Origin of the sequence: Enterobacter cloacae complex sp. SHL021, from assembly GCF_049237765.1 — a bacterium.
In the GTDB taxonomy this organism is placed as follows: domain Bacteria; phylum Pseudomonadota; class Gammaproteobacteria; order Enterobacterales; family Enterobacteriaceae; genus Enterobacter; species Enterobacter cloacae.
Genome location: NZ_JBMKJG010000015.1, coordinates 1 through 18,420 on the forward strand (window position 1 = coordinate 1; position 18,420 = coordinate 18,420).

The following is an 18,420-nucleotide window of genomic DNA, read 5'->3' on the forward strand; positions in this document are numbered from 1 at the left end:
TAGCTGAACAGGAGGGACAGCTGATAGAAACAGAAGCCACTGGAGCACCTCAAAAACACCATCATACACTAAATCAGTAAGTTGGCAGCATCACCCAATTGATTCATAACGTATTTCAACTTCTTCAAGGTGGGCACTTGCAATCCCTAGCGGATGCAAGACTGGCGATATCCTTGTTACCTTGACGTTTTCCAGAATGATGTTGAAGTATTCACGCTCGATACCGGCGTCATTAATTTTATACATTTTGATTAATGCCGTTTTGAAGGTTTTACCTGTACAGACGGCACGAAAGAGATAGGGTGTGATGCGATCGATTTCTTTTTCAAAGGTGATGGGGACATGAAGTCGTGTTCCTGTTAATTTACCCGTGTTGGAACAGGTCGGTATCCAGACCGAGTGGTTAAATGATTTTAGTTCGGTAGAGCCCAACCTTGTGGGCATTAAACATTCACCTGTAACAGGGGCGTTATTCTCATCTGTAAACCATATATATGCTGGTGTAGACATTTATTCATCCTTTAGGTTCGTAGAAATAGGCTATATAAAAAACGATTACTACTATAGCCCCAACAATAAGCATTGCTGTTTGATCGTCTTCAATTAAGGTTGCTGGTATCATTGATAGAATCACAACAACAAAAATCGCGGTATATGCTTTTAAATCATTCTTCAAGTCTTCCAGAAGAAGTTTAAAAATCGTCTTTATGGCCCTCCTCATTATTGAGCCATTTTTATAAAAGCATTGGTAATATCATGATCTGATGCTGTGTAAATATTCAGGTAACCAGCTTTCATTATTACTGGTTCGATGAGGAAGTACATCATTTCAAGTTTCTCCATATATAATGCATGATAAAATAATGGAAAGAATTTTTTGAGATTATTGGCGCTGTCTGCCGCTCGTTGGACCAATGCGTAAGCGTTAAGCACTAAAAATGCACCTCCCGTTCTTCCAGCAACTTTTTTCATCAATGCGCTCTGTATTGCAGCATTCATTTGATTGCTATAGCATATATATTTTGCGACAGCATAAATTAAACTCAATTTGGATGCTTGTTTAACTGAATAGTGTGTTGTGAAGGGTATGACTTTTTCGAGTATGGTCTTCTTTTCATTTTCGCTTCTGTTTTTAAGTATTGTTTCAATGTATAACTTAACCATGCGAAATATTAAATCCCTGTGTTTAACTAGCTCTGCAATGCCAAGCATGAACCTTTTATCTTCGGAAGCCAAATTTTTGCATACATCAAAATAATTTTCAGTGAAGCAAGACGTATAATAGAGTAAACGCGTTGTCGCATCGCCAAGATTATGTAGATATTCTAGGGCTCCATCTTTCACCCCAGCTACGGCACGATCAAGCCTTAATGCAAGTTCTTTATCGGACCCAATTTTTTCGATAATCGATTTACTGTAATACATAGCCTGTCCCTGTTGTGTACAGAGTTTATCATGGGCTACGTTGTCGACTGGGGACAGTGATCACACTCGCATTTATAAAAAGTGAAAGCAAGAATAACCACCAATTTATTTTCTAAATAAATTGGTGGTTATATATAATTGATGTGATGAATTTGGAAACGATGAATATAATTAATCTTATCAAGTATTATTTATTCTGCGAGGATGGTGACATAATCCGTAGGCCGGGTAAGCGCAAGCGCCACCCGGCTTAAACCTTACAACCCTTTCTTATCCATCAGCACCGCCAGATCCACCAGGCGGTTAGAGAAGCCCCACTCGTTGTCATACCACGCCAGAATTTTCACCATCCGACCACCAATCACCAGGGTGGAGAGACCGTCAATAATCGAAGAGCGCGGGTCGCCCTGATAATCGCTGGAGACCAGCGGTTCATCGCTGTATCCCAGAATGCCTTTCAGTGGGCCGCTGGCCGCGGCTTTGCGAAACGCATCGTTCACCTCTTCGGCCGTAACGTCACGGCTCAGCGTCACCGTTAAGTCCACAATCGAGACCACCGGAACCGGTACGCGCAGGGAATAGCCGGTCAGCTTGCCGTCCAGAGACGGGATGACTTTCCCCAGTGCCTTCGCGGCACCGCTGGAGTACGGCACAATCGACAGGGCTGCTGCACGTGCGCCGCGCAGATCTTTTTCCGGCTGGTCGTGCAGCGCCTGGCTGTTGGTATAAGCGTGCGTGGTGTTCATCAGGCCATGCTCAATACCAAACTGCTGATGCAGGACCTGAGCAGCCGGGGCCAGGCCGTTCGTGGTGCAACTCCCGTTGCTTACTACCACGTGCTTAGCCGGATCGTACTGCTCGTGGTTAACGCCCATCACCACCGTCAGATCGTCATTTTTACCCGGCGCGGAGATGATGACGCGCTTCGCCCCACCCTGGGTGATATGCACCAGCGCTTTTTCGCGCTCGGTGAAGAAACCGGTCGCTTCAATCACCACGTCAACGCCCGCATCGCGCCAGGGAATATTCGCCGGATCGCGTTCGCTAAAGACGGTAATGCGCTGGCCGTCAACCTGCAGCGTGCCGTCCGCCGCTTCAACGGGTGCCGGTAGCGTGCCGAGCAGGGAATCATGCTTAAGCAAATGGGCGAGGGTTTTGCTGTCCGTCAGATCGTTAATCGCCACAATCTGCAGGTCCGGATTGCCCAGCGCCGCGCGCAGGAAATTACGTCCGATACGGCCGAAACCGTTAATGCCGACCTTAACCATAATGCACTCCTTATCTCTGTTGTCTGGAGTCACTGTAGGCTTCAGGCCGGATGGCGTAAACGACAAAAAAGGATCATATTACGCCATTTTGCGGCAGTGAAAACGCTGACGGTATTCACCGGGTGTGAGGTGGAGCTGTTTTTCAAATACGCGACGCAGGTTAATGCTGGTGCCAAATCCGCTTTTCTCGGCGATAACGGACAGCGGATCCTCGGTCTGTTCAAGCAACTGTCGGGCTGCGGCAAGGCGCGCTTCGGTCACATAACGTGCCGGAGACGCCCCCGTGTCGCGGGTGAATACCCGGGTGAAGTTGCGCGGGCTCATGGCTACTTTTTCCGCCAGCTTTTCGACGCACAGATCGGCCGTCAGGTTTTGCAGGATCCAGGTTTGCAGCTCGCTGATGGGGCCGGAGGAGCCGGACTGCGACAGATTATAGCGGCTGAACTGCAGCTGTCCTCCCGGGCGGCGCAGATACATCACCATATCCTGCGCCACGTCGCGCGCGAGGCTGAAGCCATAATCGTCTTCCACCAGCGCCAGGGTCAGATCAAAGCCGGAGCTCACGCCACCGGAGGTCCAGACAGGGCCATCCTGAATATAGAGCGGCCCCCCATCAACACGGATGGTGGGGTACTGCGCTTGCATGGTTTCCAGCAGCCGCCAGTGGGTGGTTGCCCGACGGCCGTCAAGCAAACCGGTCTGGGCCAGCAGCATTGCGCCACCGCAAATGGAGGCGATCCGCCGCGCATGGGGGGCTGCAAGATGCAGCCAGTCCACCACGGCGGTGCTCTCCTGCTCGTTCATGCCGCGCCCGGTAATGATGATGGTATCAAGCGGCTCACGGGGATCCAGCTCCGGCAGGCGATAATCTGCCAGCAGATTGAGACCGGACTGGCCGTGGATCACCTGGTGCGGCTGGGTCGTGGCGATGATGATGCGATAGCAGGGCAGCGCAAGGCCTCCCGGGTGCAGGCGGTTGGCTTGCATCAGAATGTCGGCGATGCCGGCGGCTTCAAACAACATGCCGCCGTCAGGAACAATAATCAGGATCTTCTTCATGTCCTGAAAAGTACCTTTATTGCAAAATAAGTCAAGCGGAGGGCAAGGGAGTTAACGGGCGCTACGCGCCTTTCTGGCAAAGCAAAGTGATTTAAGTTCTTTGTTATTTCAGGCGTTATCCCGGATCGTCAGCATATTATCTCTGGCGAAACGGCTCTGAAGGAATGGGTAAACGAAGCTCCCTCTATTTACATCCGCAGCAACGCGACCAAATTCATCATCTCGCCTCGGGGTTTCTCTGGCGAACCGAAGTGCCCACGTGGCTGTTGATCGCCACCATTTATGGCGGCTGGTTCTCGACGCTGGCGTTCTGGCACACCCTCGGTCTGCTGCCTGCCACGCTGTTGCTGATTTGGTTTACCGCCTGGTATATGTCCCTTCAGCATGAATTGATCCACGGTCATCCCACGCGTTTCGTGTGGCTGAACCAGCTCTTTGGCATGCTGCCGCTGGCTGTCTGGTATCCGTATGGCCTGTACCGGGATTCTCATCTGGCCCACCATCGTCACGACCATCTCACCATTCCGGTGGATGACCCGGAGTCATACTACTTTACGCAGGCGAGCTGGGCGCGATTGTCGTCCTGGCAGAAGCGGGTGATCCACGCCCGAAACACCTTTACCGGGCGACTGTTGCTGGCGCCGCTGCTGGATATTCTCCAGACGCTGGGCAGCGCGGTGGCGGCGTTTCGCCATCTGCAACTGCGGGCGATGGTGATGTGGCTTGTGCATATGGCGTTATTGGCGCTGCTTTTTACCTGGATGATGCACAACAGTTTCTCTCCGCTCTGGTTTGTGCTGGCGGTAAGCTACCCGGCGCTGGCGCTGACAAAAGTACGCTCTTTTCTGGAACATCGCGCGGCGGACGACCCGCTGGCGCGTTCGGTGATTAACGAAGCAGGCTTGTTCTGGCGCGTGCTGTTTTTAAATCTTAACTACCATTCAGTACATCACGATTTACCCGGCGTGCCCTGGTACGGGCTGAAGACGATCTATCTGCAAAACCAGCAGGCGTACCGGGAGCGTAACCACGGGTTTCTGGTCAGAGGATATGGCGAATGGATGCGACGGTTCTGGAAAACGTCGGTGGACGTCACCGTACATCCCTGGCGTCAACAGGAGGAAGGACATGAATAACCGGCTGGCGTTTCCGATGTATGCGGTGGATAGTACCGATACTCTTGCCCTGTGGCGGGCCGTCCAGCGTCTGCTGGTGGCGCGTGGTCTCCCGGTGGAGGAGCTTATTCCCGGCAGGCCTGAGCCTGACCTGCTGGCACACTGGCAGCAGCCTAATCTTATCCTGAGCCAGACCTGCGGCTACCCGCTGATGACACAACTGCCGGAGGTGCAGGTCGTCGGCTGTTTTCACTACCGGGTACCGGGCTGCGAAGGCATTCACTACCGCAGTTTTCTGGTGGTACGTGATGAGGATAAATACCGCACGCTGGCTGATTTTCGCGGACGGCGGGTGGTATGTAACGCGCCCGATTCCCAGTCTGGCTACAATGCGCTGCGCAACTGCGTGCCGTCACGTGCGTTAAACGCCTGGTTCTCAGAGGTTATCTTTAGCGGCAGCCATCGCCAGTCGCTGATCGAAGTAAAACGTGGGGGAGGGGATATCGCGGCGATCGACTGCGTGACGTATGCGCTGTTGCAGCGGCATGAACCGACCCTGCTGGCGGGGCTAACTGTGATTGACCAGACGCCCCTTACGCCAGGACTGCCGCTGATCACTGCGTCCGGCACCACCCCCGAAACGCTTCATGCCATCCGTGATGCGCTAACCACGCTGGTGAGCGCCCCGGAATACCGGGGCGTGTGTGATGCGCTGTTTATCGGCGGGTTTAGCGTCGTGGCGCGTGAGGCCTGGTCTGTGTTAACCGGGATTACAGCGGACGGATCTCTTTCGAGCGCAGGGTGAGGCGGACGGGCACCGATTTATACGACGGCGTGCCGCTCTCTTTATCCAGATAGTCGAGCGGAACCAGCACGTTAGCCTCAGGATAGTAGGCCCCGACCGAGCCCGGGGCGATGGCATAGGCCACCACAGTGATATCTTCCAGACGCTGAGCGCTGCCCGGCAGGGCGGTTTCGATATCCACCCGGTCGCCGTGCTCCAGTCCTGACTGCGCCATATCCGCTTCATTCATAAACAGCACGTCGCGACGGCCAAAGACGCCCCGGTAGCGGTCGTCGAGAGCGTAAATCGTGGTGTTGTACTGGTCGTGACTGCGCAGCGTGATCAGACGCAGGACGTTATCGCCTTCACCGCTGGCATCTTCATTGACCCCTTCAAATACCGAGAACATCGCTTTGCCCGTCGCCGTCGGCCAGATACGTTTCGTGGGCGGCAGCGGCATACGGAATCCACCGGGTACCCGGATCCGCGCGTTATAGTCCTCAAAGCCCGGAATGGTCTGCTCAATCAGATCGCGAATGCGATCGTAATCCGCAACCAGGTGCATCCAGTCCACGCGGGTTGTCTTCAGGGTCGCTTTCGCCATGCCGGCCACAATAGCCGGTTCGGCGCGAAGCAGAGGAGAGGCGGGTTTCAGCTTGCCTGAGGAGGCATGAACCATCGACATGGAATCTTCAACGGTAATGGACTGACGTCCGCTGGCCTGCATATCCAGTTCCGTGCGGCCAAGGCAGGGGAGAATGAAGGTCTCTTTACCCACCAGCAGGTGCGTACGGTTCAGCTTGGTGCCAACGTGCACGCTCAGATCCAGCTTACTCATCGCCGGGAAGCCGTTTTCGTGATCGGGCATCGCCACCGCGAAGTTGCCGCCGAGGCAGATAAGCGCTCTGGCACGACCGTCAATCATGGCCTGGGTTGCCTGCACTGCGTCATGGCCATGGTGAGAGGGCGGCTCAAAGCCAAACACCTCCTTAAGACGGTTCAGAAACGCCGGGGTTGGTTTCTCGCTTATCCCGACGGTACGGTTTCCCTGAACGTTAGAGTGGCCGCGCAGCGGACAGATCCCCGCACCGGGCTTGCCTATATTGCCGCGCAGCAGCAGCACATCGGCGATCAGGCGGACGTTGGAAGTTCCTTTATTATGCTGCGTAATGCCCATGCCGTAGGTAATGATGGTGGCATTCGATTTCGCGTAGGCATCGGCAACCTGTTTCAGCGCCGCCTGGCTCAGCCCGGACTCGCTCTCAATGGCGTCCCAGCTCGTTTGCGCAATGTCTGCCGCAAAGTCTTCAAAGCCCTGTGTGTGTTCAGCGATAAACGCGTGGTCGAGCACGTTGCCACGCCCGGCTTCCATTTGCAGCAGGTGTTTGGCGATGCCTTTTAGCGCGGCGGCATCGCCCCCGGCTTTAACCTGAAAGTAGGTAGAGGCGATGTCGGTAGAGCTGTAGGTTGCCATCTCAATCACGCTCTGCGGATCGGCAAACCGTTCCAGCGCGCGTTCGCGCAGCGGGTTCAGGACGATGATCGGCACGCCGCGGCGCGCCAGTTCATGCAGGGTGCCCATCATACGCGGATGGTTGGTGCCGGGATTATGCCCGATGGAGATCACCAGCTCCGTCTTGTCAAAATCGTCCAGCGAGACGGTGCCTTTTCCGATACCAATAGAGCGCGGTAAACCGACGCTGGTGGCTTCGTGACACATGTTGGAGCAGTCGGGAAAATTATTGGTTCCGTACTCACGGGCAAAAAGCTGGAACAGCCAGGCCGCTTCGTTGGAGGCGCGGCCGGAGGTATAAAACTCCACCTGGTCTGGTTCAAGCCCACGCAGAACCTCGCCGATGCGTTCGAAGGCATCCTCCCACTCAACGGGGCGGAAGGTGTCACTTGCCCGGTCATAGCGCAGAGGATGGGTCAGGCGCCCGTATCCTTCCAGCTCAAAGTCAGATTTTGCCAGTAACGACGTAACGGTGTTATGAGCGAGGAACTCAGAGGTCACCCGTTTGCTGGTGGCTTCCCAGGTGACCGCTTTTGCCCCGTTCTCGCAGAACTGAAATGTGGATTTATGCTCTTTGTCTGGCCACGCGCAGCCCGGGCAGTCGAAGCCGTCAGGCTGGTTGGTGCGCAACAGCGTGGCGGGAGCATCCAGGGCATCCATCTGTGTTCGCACGGCAATTGCCGTCGCTTTTAATGCTCCCCAGCCGCCTGCAGGGCCGTCGTAAGGTCTGATGCCGGGAACGGCACGTCGTTTGTTATTCATTCCAGATTACCCTGTTAGACCGCCGGTCGTGCATGATGCGGCTGAGAAAAATTAAAGAAATCATAACAAATTTTTATCATGTCGATAATGTGTCCTGACAAGGGTGGCGTGAAGGCGACAATGTTAGTGACAGTAAAATTTTCAAACGAAAGGCGGGCAGGGGAACCTGCAATATATTTACCCGTCGATGCTGAAGGCGATAAAGTGAACAATGTGCCGGGGAATAAAGATGTAGTCCTGCTTAACTGTTAATTCACTGCGGGCGGTGTAAATCGTGCCTCTAAGGGATTAAAGGCACCAGGTTATTTTGCGCCGTAAAATTAATTTTTTTCATCGTCTATGAATTGTCTTAATTCAGGGCGGAAAAGTCATCGCTATTAAAGATACGCTATCAATGCAACAAATAATTCATGGAAGATATATTCATACTCCCCCTGAAAAAATCCCCATTCTACTAATTATGGTAGTGGCGATAATAGCAGTATTGCGTTAATGACAATGGTTCTCTTTTGGTTTTTTCATTTCTGAATCAATGGGTTGTGTTAGAGGAGCGCGTAATAATAAGACAAATTCAGCAAAGTAAGCTTTTTTTCTCAGATTAATCCTATAATGAGTCGGGTGCTTCATTAAGCAGCAGTTGTGAGGAAGGAAATATTGAATTGGTGACAAGCTCATGTAAACTTGTTTACCGTTTGTCAAAATATGTCAGGAAGACGCTGGGCCTTATTCTGAAGGGCTCGTGCGGTAGCTATGCCCGAATAATAGTAACGCCCCGAAAATATCCTGGCTATTTTAACGATAGCACTTAAGTCAAACTTCATCCCCTTTATCTCATCATCGAAATATCGCTACGGAAAAGCATATGAAAATGCGCGTATTGTTTTCACTTCTGTTTGTAATGGCGGTGGCGGGCTGTAAAGCGCCGCAGAAACCTGTGATCACCGACGATACGATCGTGACCAGCCAGGTCAACGGCGTCACCTTAACCCACCGTCATGCCATCACGCCTCCTGCTGAGTTCACTCAGGTTAACGAGCCATACCGTGCCATGTATCCGGCCTCCCTGATGAGCCGCCCTGATTTCGGTGGGAAAGTGGTCAGTACGCTTGTCACCGGTAAAACCTACGTGGTGCTGGGGCAGGTTGAACACTACTGGATGGCGCTTGCCGATGAAGGACAAGACCAGCTGATTGGTTACGTTCCAATGCGTGCGGTAATCAAAGCCGATCAGTACGAAGCCACCGTGCGTAAACAGGCTATTCGTCCTAAGGCGCGTAAAAAAGCGACCTGTGTCGATGTCGATGGTAACAGCAAAGCCTGCAAAGACAGCGCTAACGGTACCTGGATCCTGAACTAAACGGCTTTTCTGAGCGTATTTTTATGAATAATAAAAATTTTCATAAGCTGTGGTTCGTCTTTTACGCGGTGATATTCGCCCTGGTCAGTGGTTGTTCGTCGTCTTCACACAGCGACCCCTCCCGCTACAATCTGCAGTTTCAGGCTCATCCACAAATCAATGATTCTGCGCCGCTTAAAGTCAGAGTGCTGCTGTTGAAGTCCGATGCGGATTTCATGTCCAGTGACTTCTATTCCCTGCAGAACAACGCGTCAGCCACGCTTGGCGCAAATCTGCTGAACAGCGATGTTTTCTTCCTGATGCCGGGCCAGCTTTCAAAAACCCTTAGCGGACAAAGCTCACCCGAGGCGCGCTATATCGGTGTTATGGCCGAATATCAGATGCTGGATGGAAAGAAATGGCGTGTCTCACTCCCACTGCCTGTTCCGGGCGAAAACCATCTCTACCAGTTCTGGAAATGGTCATCCGATGAACTCCAGGCCAATGTCTTTCTCGACATAAATGGCATCCGGGTCATCAGCCAGTAACGCGCTTAAAAACAGGAAACCTATCATGACCAAAGCAGAGAAGGTCGTCTGGACCGAAGGCATGTTCCTGCGTCCACACCATTTTCAACGGACAGAAAGTTATCTGCTCAACCACGTTCGGGAATGGGGTGCGCTGCAGCGATCGTATCTTTGGGGCTTCCTCGATGTTGAACTGGACGAAGCGATGCTTCGCCAGGGCTGCATTGCCCTGAGCTATGCCAGCGGCGTGCTACCCGACGGTACGTTTTTCCAGGTTCGCAATGGGCGCAATGGCCCGGCCCCGCTGAAAATTCCTGACAATCTCACCAACGAAAAGGTGGTGCTCGCGCTGCCGGTACGTAGGGGAGAGCGTGAAGAGGTTATTTTCAGCGAAGAGCCCGCGTCACTGGCGCGTTTTATCGCCTTCGAACAGGAGGTGGAAGACGATAACGCCATGTCGGTGGGGGATGCCACGGTGCAGTTTGGCCGTTTACGTCTGACCCTGATGCTGGAAAAAGATCTGACGGCCGAATGGACGGCGATTGGCATCGCGTTTGTCGCGGAAAAGCGCAACGACAACCATGTGCGTCTGGATAGCAGCTACATTCCGCCGATGCTGAATGCCTGCAACAGCCCGCAACTTTACAGCATGGTCAACGATCTCCACGGCTTGCTGGTGCAGCGCAGCCAGCAGATTGGGGGGCGTTTGCGCCAGCCTGGCCGCTTTAACACCTCAGAGCTGATCGAATTTACGCTGCTGTCGCTGGTTAACCGTCACCTGGGCGAAGTCTCCCATTTAAAAACGCTCCCGCTGCTGCACCCGGAAACGCTCTGGCGCAGCTGGCTGCCGTTTGCCACGGAGCTTGCCACCTGGACCTCGCAACGCACCGCCGAAAGCGTGCTGCCGATTTACGATCACGACGACCTTGCGGGATGCTTCAGCAAGCTGATGCTGATGCTGCGTCAGGGGCTGTCGCTGGTGATGGAAGATCAGGCCATTCAGCTGCCGCTGAACGAGCGCTCCCATGGCCTGAACATCGCCACGGTGCCGGAGACCAGCATGGTGCGCGAGTTCGGCTTCGTCCTGGCGGTCAAAGCCAACGTGCCGGGCGAACACCTGCAAACCCATTTCCCTGCCCAGATGAAAGTCGCGCCGGTGTCGAAAATCCGCGATCTGGTTCAGTTACAGCTGCCGGGCATTATGCTGCGCGCCATGCCGGTTGCGCCGCCGCAAATCCCATGGCATGCGGGCTACAGCTACTTTGAACTGGAGAAGGGCAGCGAGCTGTGGCACGAGATGGATAAGTCCGGTGCATTCGCCCTGCATCTCGCAGGGGAGTTCCCGGGTCTTGATATGGAGTTTTGGGCCATCCGTAGCCCGACTGAATAATAAAGCGAGCGCTTAATATGCAGGAACGACAGGATACCGGCAGTGATGCCGCGTTTACCGGAGCCAGTAGCAACAATCAGCTGGTGGCGGCCGCCAATCCGCTGCTCAACGCGATTCCGCAAATTCGTCATTCGGTGTCTCATGACGATCAGGTGGCACTGCGCCAGCGTCTGATCGACGAGATTCGCCGTTTTGAAGTCCGCTGCCAGCAGGCAGGGCTTGCGTATGAGGTGATCGTCGGGGCGCGCTATTGCCTCTGTACGGCGCTGGATGAAGCCGCGGCGCTGACCCCCTGGGGCAGCAGCGGTGTCTGGTCAAGCAATGGTCTGCTGGTCACGTTTCATAACGAAACCTGGGGCGGCGAAAAGTTCTTCCAGCTGTTGGCGCGTCTGTCGCAGAACCCGCGTGAACATATCCTCCTGCTGGAGATGATCAACTACTGCCTGCTGCTCGGTTTCGAAGGGCGCTATCGGGTTCTGGATAATGGCCGCACCCAGCTGGAAACCATCAAGCAGCGGCTGTGGCAGATGATCCGTGGCGTGCGCGGCAGCTATCCGGCACCGCTCTCTCCACACCCGGAAGATCGTCCCGTGCTGCGCAAGCTGTGGCGGCCGATGGTGCCGCTGTGGGCCTGTGTCGCGCTGGCCGGGTTTATCGCCTGCCTGTTCTACATCATTCTCAACTGGCGTCTTGGCGACAACACCAACCCGGTGCTGGCGAAGATTTATCAGTCTCAGCTGCCTGAAACCACCATTCAGCAACCTGCGCGTCAACTGCCTGCGGTGCTCAACCTGCGTGGCTTCCTGAAGCCGGAAATCGACGCCGGTCTGGTGGCGGTGAAGGATGAAGCGGATCGCAGCGTGGTGATCCTGAAAGGAGACGGGCTGTTTGCTTCTGCCTCTACCGTGGTGCGTGACCGCTATGAGCCGGTTATCAACCGGATTGCCCAGGCGATGAACAACGTCAGCGGCAAAATTCTGGTGGTGGGCTACAGCGATAACGTGCCAATTCGCAGTGCGCGCTTCGCCTCCAACTATGAACTCTCTTTGGATCGCGCCCGGTCCGTGCAAAAAATGTTGCAGGGAAGCCTCTCGCAGCCTGACCGCGTGAAAGCGGAAGGGCGGGGAGAGATCAATCCTGTGGCGCCAAACAATACGCCTGAAAACCGCGCCCGTAACCGCCGTGTGGAAATAACTCTGCTGGTGTCGCCTGAAAATACGCAGGCTGAGCTGAACGGATTGCCGCAAGGAAACTAAGGATGCTGACGACTCTTCTTTCCATACTGACCAATCGCATTCTGTGGAGCTTCCTGGGCGTTACCGCCCTGTCGGCGGTGATCTGGATGATTGGTCCGCTGTTATCCATCGTGGATACCCGCCCGCTCGAATCTGAACAAAACCGCATCATCAGTATTGCGGTGGTTTATCTGCTCTGGGCGCAGGGGCATATTCTGCCGCGGCTCTACAACGCCTGGCTGAACCGCAAGCTGATGGACAAGCTCAATGAAAACACCGCCAAACCGGACGCGGCCGATCCCCAGAAGCGGCTGAACAGCGAGGAGCAGATCCTCGCCGGACGTTTTGATGAAGCGGCGCAAATGCTGAAGAAAGCCCACTTCAGCAAAGCGGGACACGGTGCCCAGTGGACGCAGCGCTTCAGTACGCAATATCTCTACCAGCTGCCGTGGTACGTCATTATCGGCGCACCGGGCGCCGGTAAAACCACGGCGCTGGTCAATTCCGGCCTGCAATTCCCGCTGGCGGATCGCTTCGGTAAAACCGCTCTGCGCGGCATTGGCGGCACCCGCAACTGCGACTGGTGGTTCACTAACGAAGCCGTCCTGCTGGACACTGCGGGCCGCTACACCACACAGGAGAGCGAGCAGGTTCAGGATGCCGGGGAGTGGCTGGAATTTATCGGCCTGCTGCGTAAGTATCGCCGCCGCCAGCCTATTAACGGCGTCATTATCACCATCAGCATTTCCGATCTGCTGACGCTCTCCCCGGAGGCGGCGCGCCAGCAGGCGGTCAACCTGCGCCAGCGGCTGTCTGAGCTGCATGAACAGCTGGGTATCCGCTTCCCGGTTTACGTGATGGTGACCAAGGCGGACCTGCTTAAAGGCTTCCGCGCCTGGTTTGCTGACTACGACAAAGCGCAGCGCGACCAGATTTGGGGCTTCACGCTGCCGTGGGAACAGACCAAACACGCCGATTTCGACCTGATGGGGAACTTCCACCAGGAGTTCTCGCTGTTGCAGCAGCGTCTGGACGCCGGGCTGCCGGAGACCATGCTGAAAGAGCATGACGCCAAAACCCGTGCCGAAGCGTATCTCTTCCCGCAGGAGTTCGCGGCGCTGCGCCCGCTGCTGGCAGACTACCTGAGCACGGTCTTTGCCCGGTCTAACTTTGAGACCGAGTTCTCCCCACGCGGAATATACTTCGCCAGCGGCACCCAGGAAGGCATGCCGTTCGACCGCGTCATGGGTGAACTGAACCGCGCCCTGTCACTGCCGGAAGGGGCAGAGGCAGAGAAGTGGGATTCGGTCAGTAAAGAGGCGCCTATCCCTGGTGCAAAAGGGCAGAGCTTCTTCATTAAAAACCTGCTGCAAAACGTCATTTTCCAGGAAGCCGGTATTGCCGGTGAAAACCGCTGGTGGGAACTGCGCAACCGCGCGGTGATCTGGTCCGGATACGCGGCGCTGCTGGCGCTGCTGGTGATCCTCGGCGGACTGTGGCTGACCAGCTATGCCAAAAATAAGGCCTATCTGGAAGAGGTGGACGCTAAAGTCCCGCAGCTGGAGCAGCAGAGTAAAGCGTTACAGAATCAGCCTCAGCGCGATCTGTTCGCGCTCCTGCCGCTGCTGAACAGCCTGGTCGATCTGCCGAAAAGCGAGGCCTTCGATGTCAACGACCCGCCGGTCTCCCGCCGTATGGGGCTCTATCGCGGGGATGACGTCAGCGATGCTTCCCAGTCGCTGTATCAGAAAGCGCTGGATCAGATGCTGCTGCCCGCCGTGGCGATGCATATCACCACCTGGCTGCGCAACGACAACGGCAGCGACGTGGAATACAGCTACGAGGCGCTGAAAGCCTACCAGATGCTGTATCAGCCGAAACACTACGACGGCAAATTCCTGCATTCCTGGGTGATGCTCAATTTGCAGCGTAATCTGCCGCAGAACGTGACGCAGGCGCAGCTGCAACAGCTGGAGTGGCACCTGACGCAGCTGCTGGAGCCAAAAATTCAGGCCTCGCCGTATGCCCAGGACGAAGCGCTGGTGGCCCGCGAGAGGGCGCTCATCAACCAGCAGCCGCTCTCCACCCGCGTGTATGGGCGTCTGAAGCGTCTGCTGGAGCATGACGAAAACCTGAAGCCGGTCTCCCTGTCCGACCTGGGTGGCCCGCAGAGCGAACTGGTGTTCTCACGCAAAAGCGGCAAACCGGTGAGCGAAGGCGTGCCGGGGCTCTACACCCCGGACGGCTACTGGAAGAGCTTTAACAGCCAGATTGACAGCGTGACCACGGCGCTGCATGAAGATGATGCCTGGGTGCTGGGCGCGACCACCTCCGGGGAAGACAAGCAGCAGATCGATAACGCCGTGCGTCAGCTCTATATGCGCGACTTTATCGCTAACTGGGATCGTTTCCTCGCCGACATTCAGCTTAACAACAGCGCCGATCTCTCGCAGCGCATCAACACGGCGCGCCTGCTCTCCGGCGCAAACTCGCCGCTGCGCCGTCTGGTGCAGAACCTGAGCCAGGTGCTGACGCTGTCGCGCAACGCGCCAGCGCCGGAGGACGCGGGGAAAGCGCAAGACCAGAGTAACCGCGCCACTCGTACGCTCGAAGCGCTGTTCAGCAATAACGACAATGCCCCGACGCAGGGGGCAGTAGTGACGCAGGCACCTGAACAGCTGGTGACCGACCATTACGCGCCGATGATCGAGCTGGCTCAGCCGCTGGAGAAGGGCGGCAAGACCATCGTCTTTGATGATTTCCTCAAGCAGGTGGATGAGCTGTATCGTTACCTGACCGCGGTGCAGGACGCTGCCAACAGCGGCATGCCAGCCCCGGGTGGTGAAGCAATCAGCCGTCTGCAGGCCAGCGCCGGGCGTCTGCCGGGCGGGCTGCAAACCATGTTCAGCAACATGGCGGTGGGGGCCAGCAGTGATACCCAGCGTCGCGATCTGGAAAACGTCCGTAAGCGCATTAACGTCGAAGTGGGTGGTTTCTGCCGTCAGGCAATTGCCGGTCGCTACCCGCTGGTGCGCAGCGCCAGCACCGAGGTGACGCCGGACGATCTGGCACGCATGTTTGCGCCGGGTACCGGGCTGATGGATACCTTCTTTCGCGACAACCTGACCAACAAAGTGGATACCACTCAGGCGAACTGGCGCTTTATGCCTGGGATCGACGGGAAAACGCTGCCGGGAAGTGAAGGACTGCTGCGACCGTTCCAGCAGGCCCAGTCCATTCGCGATGCCTTCTTTGCTAACGGTGCGACGACCCCCTCTTTCAAGGTGACGGTGCGTACCGTGCGGATGGATAACACCATTCTTAACCTGACGCTGGACGTTGACGGCCAACTGCTGCGTTACAGCCACGGTCCACAGGCGGTGCAGATCATGAACTGGCCAGGGCCGGGCGGCACCAACCAGGTGCGTATGCAGCTGGGTCTGGCCAACGGCAGCACCGCGACGCTGGTAACCAACGGCGCCTGGGCCCTGAACCGCTTCTTCGATAAAGCGCGCACCAGCCCTGGGGCAGGTAGTCTGAGCCGTCAGGCCACGTTCAACGTCGATGGCCATCAGGTCACGCTGGAGTTTGCGCCGAACAGCATTCGCAATCCGTTCCAGCTTCCTCGTTTCTCATGCCCATAACCGCAAGGACAGCCGTATGACGAATACCCCTGCGATGAACCGCTACAGCTGGTATGGCAAATTACCCAGCGCCGGAGATTTTTTGCAGCGTCGCTTTCCTGACACCCTACAGCGTCAGTGGTCACACTGGTTTCAGGTCGGCCTGCTGGCCTGGCAACAGGAAGAGCAGCGCAGCGGCGAACGCCAGTTTAACAAGGCGCCGGTGTGGAACTTTGTTGTCCCGCCGATGCTGGGCAGCCAGATGATCCAGATGGGCTGCCTGCTGCCGGGCCGCGACAGTGTGGGCCGACAGTACCCGATCTGCATTCAGCTCAGCTTCGCCCCGTCAGAGTGGTCGACCAACCTGCTCAGCCAGGCTGAAAGCTGGTATCAGCAGATTGGCCGTCTCGGGCTGCATGCGGTGCGCAACAGTTTTTCCGCCTCGCAGCTGGATGAGATGCTGATGTCGATTCCGGCGCCGCAGCCCGTCGAGCCGCAAAAGCGTTCCGACATCCTTGATGTGATTGGTTATGACGAAGACGGCCAGAGCACGCTGGGCTGGCCTCAGGCGGCGGAGTGTTTTGACCCGCTTCGTCAGACCAGCTACTGGTGGACCAACCGCTGCGACGGCTACCCGCTCTACACCCACGTCCACAGCGGAAACTTCACCGGGCAGCTCTTTACGCTGCTGTTCGATCCGGCTGGCGGCGCCCGACCAGGCCGTCACGGTCTTTATCCGCCTATGTTTGAATAAGCAGGGATCACATGAATATCGAAGAATTTCTCGCGCCGATAAGCCCCGAAAAACCCTGCGGCGACAACCTTGAGTACGACGCCGATTTTCAGGCTATGGGACAGGCAAGCCAGGGTAAAGCGGAACAGCAGTTCGGCGACACGATCATTCCCGCCGAGCCCGCTGACTGGAATACGGTAGAAAAGCTCGCCACCAGCCTGCTGGGGCGCACCAAAGATCTTCGCGTCATGCTGGCGTTAACCCATGCCTGGACCCGACGTCGTGGGCTGCCGGGCTACGCGGACGGCCTGCTGCTGGTGCAGGAGGCGATCACCCGCTACTGGGAGCCGCTCTATCCACTGCTGGAGGAGTATGGCGAAACGGACCCGTTCTATCGCATTAACGCCCTTGCCGCGCTGAGCGATAAATCTGACCTGACCGTCGCGCTGCGAAACGCCTCGCTGCTGCGCTCAAACGGCGATGAAATTTCGCTGCGTGACGCGCAGGCATTGCTGGATGGCAGCAAAACCGAATGCCCGGATTATCCCGGCGGCCGCCCAAGACTGATTGACGAACTGGCGCGCGGCGACCAGCCAGGTACAGAGGCCGTCATCCTGATTAATGAAAGGCTGCTGGCCATTCGCGATCTGCTCAGCGGTTACCTTGGTGAAAGCGGCGTACCGGAAATGGAGCAGTTGTTGAAAACCGTGGGCCTGGTCGCCAGCGCCTGTCAGGTGACCGACATCAGCAAGCTGCTGCCCAATCGGGATGCGCAGGCGGAACACCACGCTGAACCGCAGACGGTGGCCACCCAACCCGTGCAGCAGGTCACCGACTGGCGCAGTGTGCAGGTTACCAGTCGCGCCGACGCCCAGCTGATGCTGGAGAAAGCGAAACAGTATTTTGCGCAGTACGAACCGAGCCACCCCGCACCGCTGATGATTGAACGGGTGCAGCGGCTGTCAGAACTTAACTTTATGGACATTATTCGCGACCTGGCGCCAGACGGCGTTAACCAACTGGAAAATATTTTTGGACGCCGCGAATGACGCGTCCAGGCATTATGACGACGGGCACGGAGCTTGTCGTTTCACCTTCACCGCGCATCTTTGATGGAGAACATCATGGCAATGAGTAACAGTGGGCAGAAATTTATCGCACGTAACCGTGCCCCCCGCGTGCAGATCGAGTACGACGTAGAGATCTACGGTGCAGAACGTAAAATTCAGCTGCCGTTCGTGATGGGCGTTATGGCCGATCTGGTCGGCAAACCGGTGGAAAATCTGCCGGCCGTCGATGAGCGTAAATTCCTCGAAATCGACATTGATAACTTTGACGAACGCATGAAGGCGCTTAAGCCACGCGTAGCGTTCCAGGTGGATAACACCCTCACCGGCGAAGGCAAGCTCAACGTCGACCTGACCTTCGACAGCATGGACGACTTCCTGCCGGATGCGGTGGCACGCAAGGTTGAGCCGCTGAACAAGCTGCTGGAAGCGCGTACTCAGCTTTCCAATCTGCTGACCTACATGGACGGTAAAAACGGCGCGGAAGAGCTGATCGCTAAAATTCTGCAGGATCCGACGCTGCTCAAATCCCTGAGCCAGTTGCCGAAAAATGACGAAAGTGCGAAAGGTAGCGAGGAGTAAT

Annotated in this window: 15 protein-coding genes; 10 read left to right on the top strand and 5 right to left on the bottom strand. The window is 56.0% G+C overall.

Features of this window, described 5'->3' with window-relative positions; genetic code table 11:
• Window positions 1-90 precede the first annotated feature (90 nt).
• The 4 genes from ACOTZF_RS15740 to ACOTZF_RS15755 form a co-directional block, all read right to left on the bottom strand.
• Window positions 91-510, bottom strand: a complete 420-nt coding sequence (locus tag ACOTZF_RS15740; protein WP_421636118.1) for an Hcp family type VI secretion system effector — start codon at window positions 508-510, stop codon at window positions 91-93.
• Window positions 511-720: 210 nt separating this feature from the next.
• The gene (locus tag ACOTZF_RS15745) at window positions 721-1,425 is read right to left on the bottom strand and encodes a hypothetical protein (RefSeq protein ID WP_058650787.1); all 705 of its coding nucleotides are present in this window, start codon (window positions 1,423-1,425) and stop codon (window positions 721-723) included.
• Window positions 1,426-1,682: 257 nt separating this feature from the next.
• Complete coding sequence (gene gap / locus ACOTZF_RS15750) at window positions 1,683-2,693, bottom strand: type I glyceraldehyde-3-phosphate dehydrogenase (protein ID WP_129252471.1); 1,011 nt, start codon at window positions 2,691-2,693, stop codon at window positions 1,683-1,685.
• A gap of 78 nt (window positions 2,694-2,771) precedes the next feature.
• Complete coding sequence (locus tag ACOTZF_RS15755; RefSeq protein WP_129252473.1) at window positions 2,772-3,752, bottom strand: GlxA family transcriptional regulator; 981 nt, start codon at window positions 3,750-3,752, stop codon at window positions 2,772-2,774.
• 164 nt (window positions 3,753-3,916) lie between these two features.
• Here ACOTZF_RS15755 and ACOTZF_RS15760 point away from each other — a divergent pair, with 164 nt between their 5' ends.
• Together ACOTZF_RS15760 and ACOTZF_RS15765 are read left to right on the top strand one after the other, a co-directional pair.
• A complete protein-coding gene (locus ACOTZF_RS15760) occupies window positions 3,917-4,888 on the top strand; it encodes a fatty acid desaturase (protein WP_129252475.1) in 972 nt (323 codons plus the stop codon).
• Window positions 4,881-5,672, top strand: coding sequence for a phosphate/phosphite/phosphonate ABC transporter substrate-binding protein (locus ACOTZF_RS15765; protein WP_129252477.1), 792 nt, complete (start codon window positions 4,881-4,883; stop codon window positions 5,670-5,672). Before ACOTZF_RS15760 ends, ACOTZF_RS15765 begins: the two co-directional genes overlap by 8 nt.
• On the opposite strand, the gene ACOTZF_RS15770 is transcribed toward ACOTZF_RS15765, so the two are convergent.
• Entirely contained in the window at window positions 5,638-7,926 is a 2,289-nt protein-coding gene (locus ACOTZF_RS15770; protein ID WP_062728705.1) for an FdhF/YdeP family oxidoreductase, read from the bottom strand. The two genes, ACOTZF_RS15765 and ACOTZF_RS15770, sit on opposite strands and share 35 nt — an antisense overlap.
• An 862-nt stretch (window positions 7,927-8,788) precedes the next feature.
• Here ACOTZF_RS15770 and ACOTZF_RS15775 point away from each other — a divergent pair.
• From ACOTZF_RS15775 to tssB, 8 genes are all read left to right on the top strand, one after another.
• A complete protein-coding gene (locus ACOTZF_RS15775; protein ID WP_013096174.1) occupies window positions 8,789-9,283 on the top strand; it encodes a hypothetical protein in 495 nt (164 codons plus the stop codon).
• Between the two features lie 23 nt (window positions 9,284-9,306).
• Complete coding sequence (tssJ, locus tag ACOTZF_RS15780) at window positions 9,307-9,810, top strand: type VI secretion system lipoprotein TssJ (RefSeq protein WP_013096175.1); 504 nt, start codon at window positions 9,307-9,309, stop codon at window positions 9,808-9,810.
• Window positions 9,811-9,835: 25 nt separating this feature from the next.
• A complete protein-coding gene (gene tssK, locus ACOTZF_RS15785; RefSeq protein ID WP_013096176.1) occupies window positions 9,836-11,179 on the top strand; it encodes a type VI secretion system baseplate subunit TssK in 1,344 nt (447 codons plus the stop codon).
• Between the two features lie 17 nt (window positions 11,180-11,196).
• Window positions 11,197-12,435 carry a DotU family type VI secretion system protein gene (locus tag ACOTZF_RS15790; RefSeq protein WP_013096177.1) on the top strand — a complete coding sequence of 413 codons (1,239 nt, stop codon included), beginning with the start codon at window positions 11,197-11,199 and terminating at the stop codon, window positions 12,433-12,435.
• 2 nt (window positions 12,436-12,437) lie between these two features.
• Window positions 12,438-16,058: a type VI secretion system membrane subunit TssM gene (tssM, locus tag ACOTZF_RS15795; protein ID WP_058650782.1), complete on the top strand. Its 3,621-nt coding sequence runs from the start codon at window positions 12,438-12,440 to the stop codon at window positions 16,056-16,058.
• A gap of 16 nt (window positions 16,059-16,074) precedes the next feature.
• Entirely contained in the window at window positions 16,075-16,791 is a 717-nt protein-coding gene (gene tagF, locus ACOTZF_RS15800) for a type VI secretion system-associated protein TagF (RefSeq protein WP_013096179.1), read from the top strand.
• A gap of 11 nt (window positions 16,792-16,802) precedes the next feature.
• Window positions 16,803-17,819, top strand: a complete 1,017-nt coding sequence (gene tssA / locus ACOTZF_RS15805) for a type VI secretion system protein TssA (protein ID WP_013096180.1) — start codon at window positions 16,803-16,805, stop codon at window positions 17,817-17,819.
• Window positions 17,820-17,894: 75 nt separating this feature from the next.
• The gene (gene tssB, locus ACOTZF_RS15810) at window positions 17,895-18,419 is read left to right on the top strand and encodes a type VI secretion system contractile sheath small subunit (protein WP_008502644.1); all 525 of its coding nucleotides are present in this window, start codon (window positions 17,895-17,897) and stop codon (window positions 18,417-18,419) included.
• Window position 18,420 lies beyond the last annotated feature (1 nt).

Coding starts and splice junctions, on each gene's coding strand:
- ACOTZF_RS15740 (WP_421636118.1), bottom strand. CDS start 510: ATGTCTACACCAGCATATATATGGTTTACAGATGAGAATAACGCCCCT.
- ACOTZF_RS15745 (WP_058650787.1), bottom strand. CDS start 1,425: ATGTATTACAGTAAATCGATTATCGAAAAAATTGGGTCCGATAAAGAA.
- gap (WP_129252471.1), bottom strand. CDS start 2,693: ATGGTTAAGGTCGGCATTAACGGTTTCGGCCGTATCGGACGTAATTTC.
- ACOTZF_RS15755 (WP_129252473.1), bottom strand. CDS start 3,752: ATGAAGAAGATCCTGATTATTGTTCCTGACGGCGGCATGTTGTTTGAA.
- ACOTZF_RS15760 (WP_129252475.1), top strand. CDS start 3,917: ATGGGTAAACGAAGCTCCCTCTATTTACATCCGCAGCAACGCGACCAA.
- ACOTZF_RS15765 (WP_129252477.1), top strand. CDS start 4,881: ATGAATAACCGGCTGGCGTTTCCGATGTATGCGGTGGATAGTACCGAT.
- ACOTZF_RS15770 (WP_062728705.1), bottom strand. CDS start 7,926: ATGAATAACAAACGACGTGCCGTTCCCGGCATCAGACCTTACGACGGC.
- ACOTZF_RS15775 (WP_013096174.1), top strand. CDS start 8,789: ATGAAAATGCGCGTATTGTTTTCACTTCTGTTTGTAATGGCGGTGGCG.
- tssJ (WP_013096175.1), top strand. CDS start 9,307: ATGAATAATAAAAATTTTCATAAGCTGTGGTTCGTCTTTTACGCGGTG.
- tssK (WP_013096176.1), top strand. CDS start 9,836: ATGACCAAAGCAGAGAAGGTCGTCTGGACCGAAGGCATGTTCCTGCGT.
- ACOTZF_RS15790 (WP_013096177.1), top strand. CDS start 11,197: ATGCAGGAACGACAGGATACCGGCAGTGATGCCGCGTTTACCGGAGCC.
- tssM (WP_058650782.1), top strand. CDS start 12,438: ATGCTGACGACTCTTCTTTCCATACTGACCAATCGCATTCTGTGGAGC.
- tagF (WP_013096179.1), top strand. CDS start 16,075: ATGACGAATACCCCTGCGATGAACCGCTACAGCTGGTATGGCAAATTA.
- tssA (WP_013096180.1), top strand. CDS start 16,803: ATGAATATCGAAGAATTTCTCGCGCCGATAAGCCCCGAAAAACCCTGC.
- tssB (WP_008502644.1), top strand. CDS start 17,895: ATGGCAATGAGTAACAGTGGGCAGAAATTTATCGCACGTAACCGTGCC.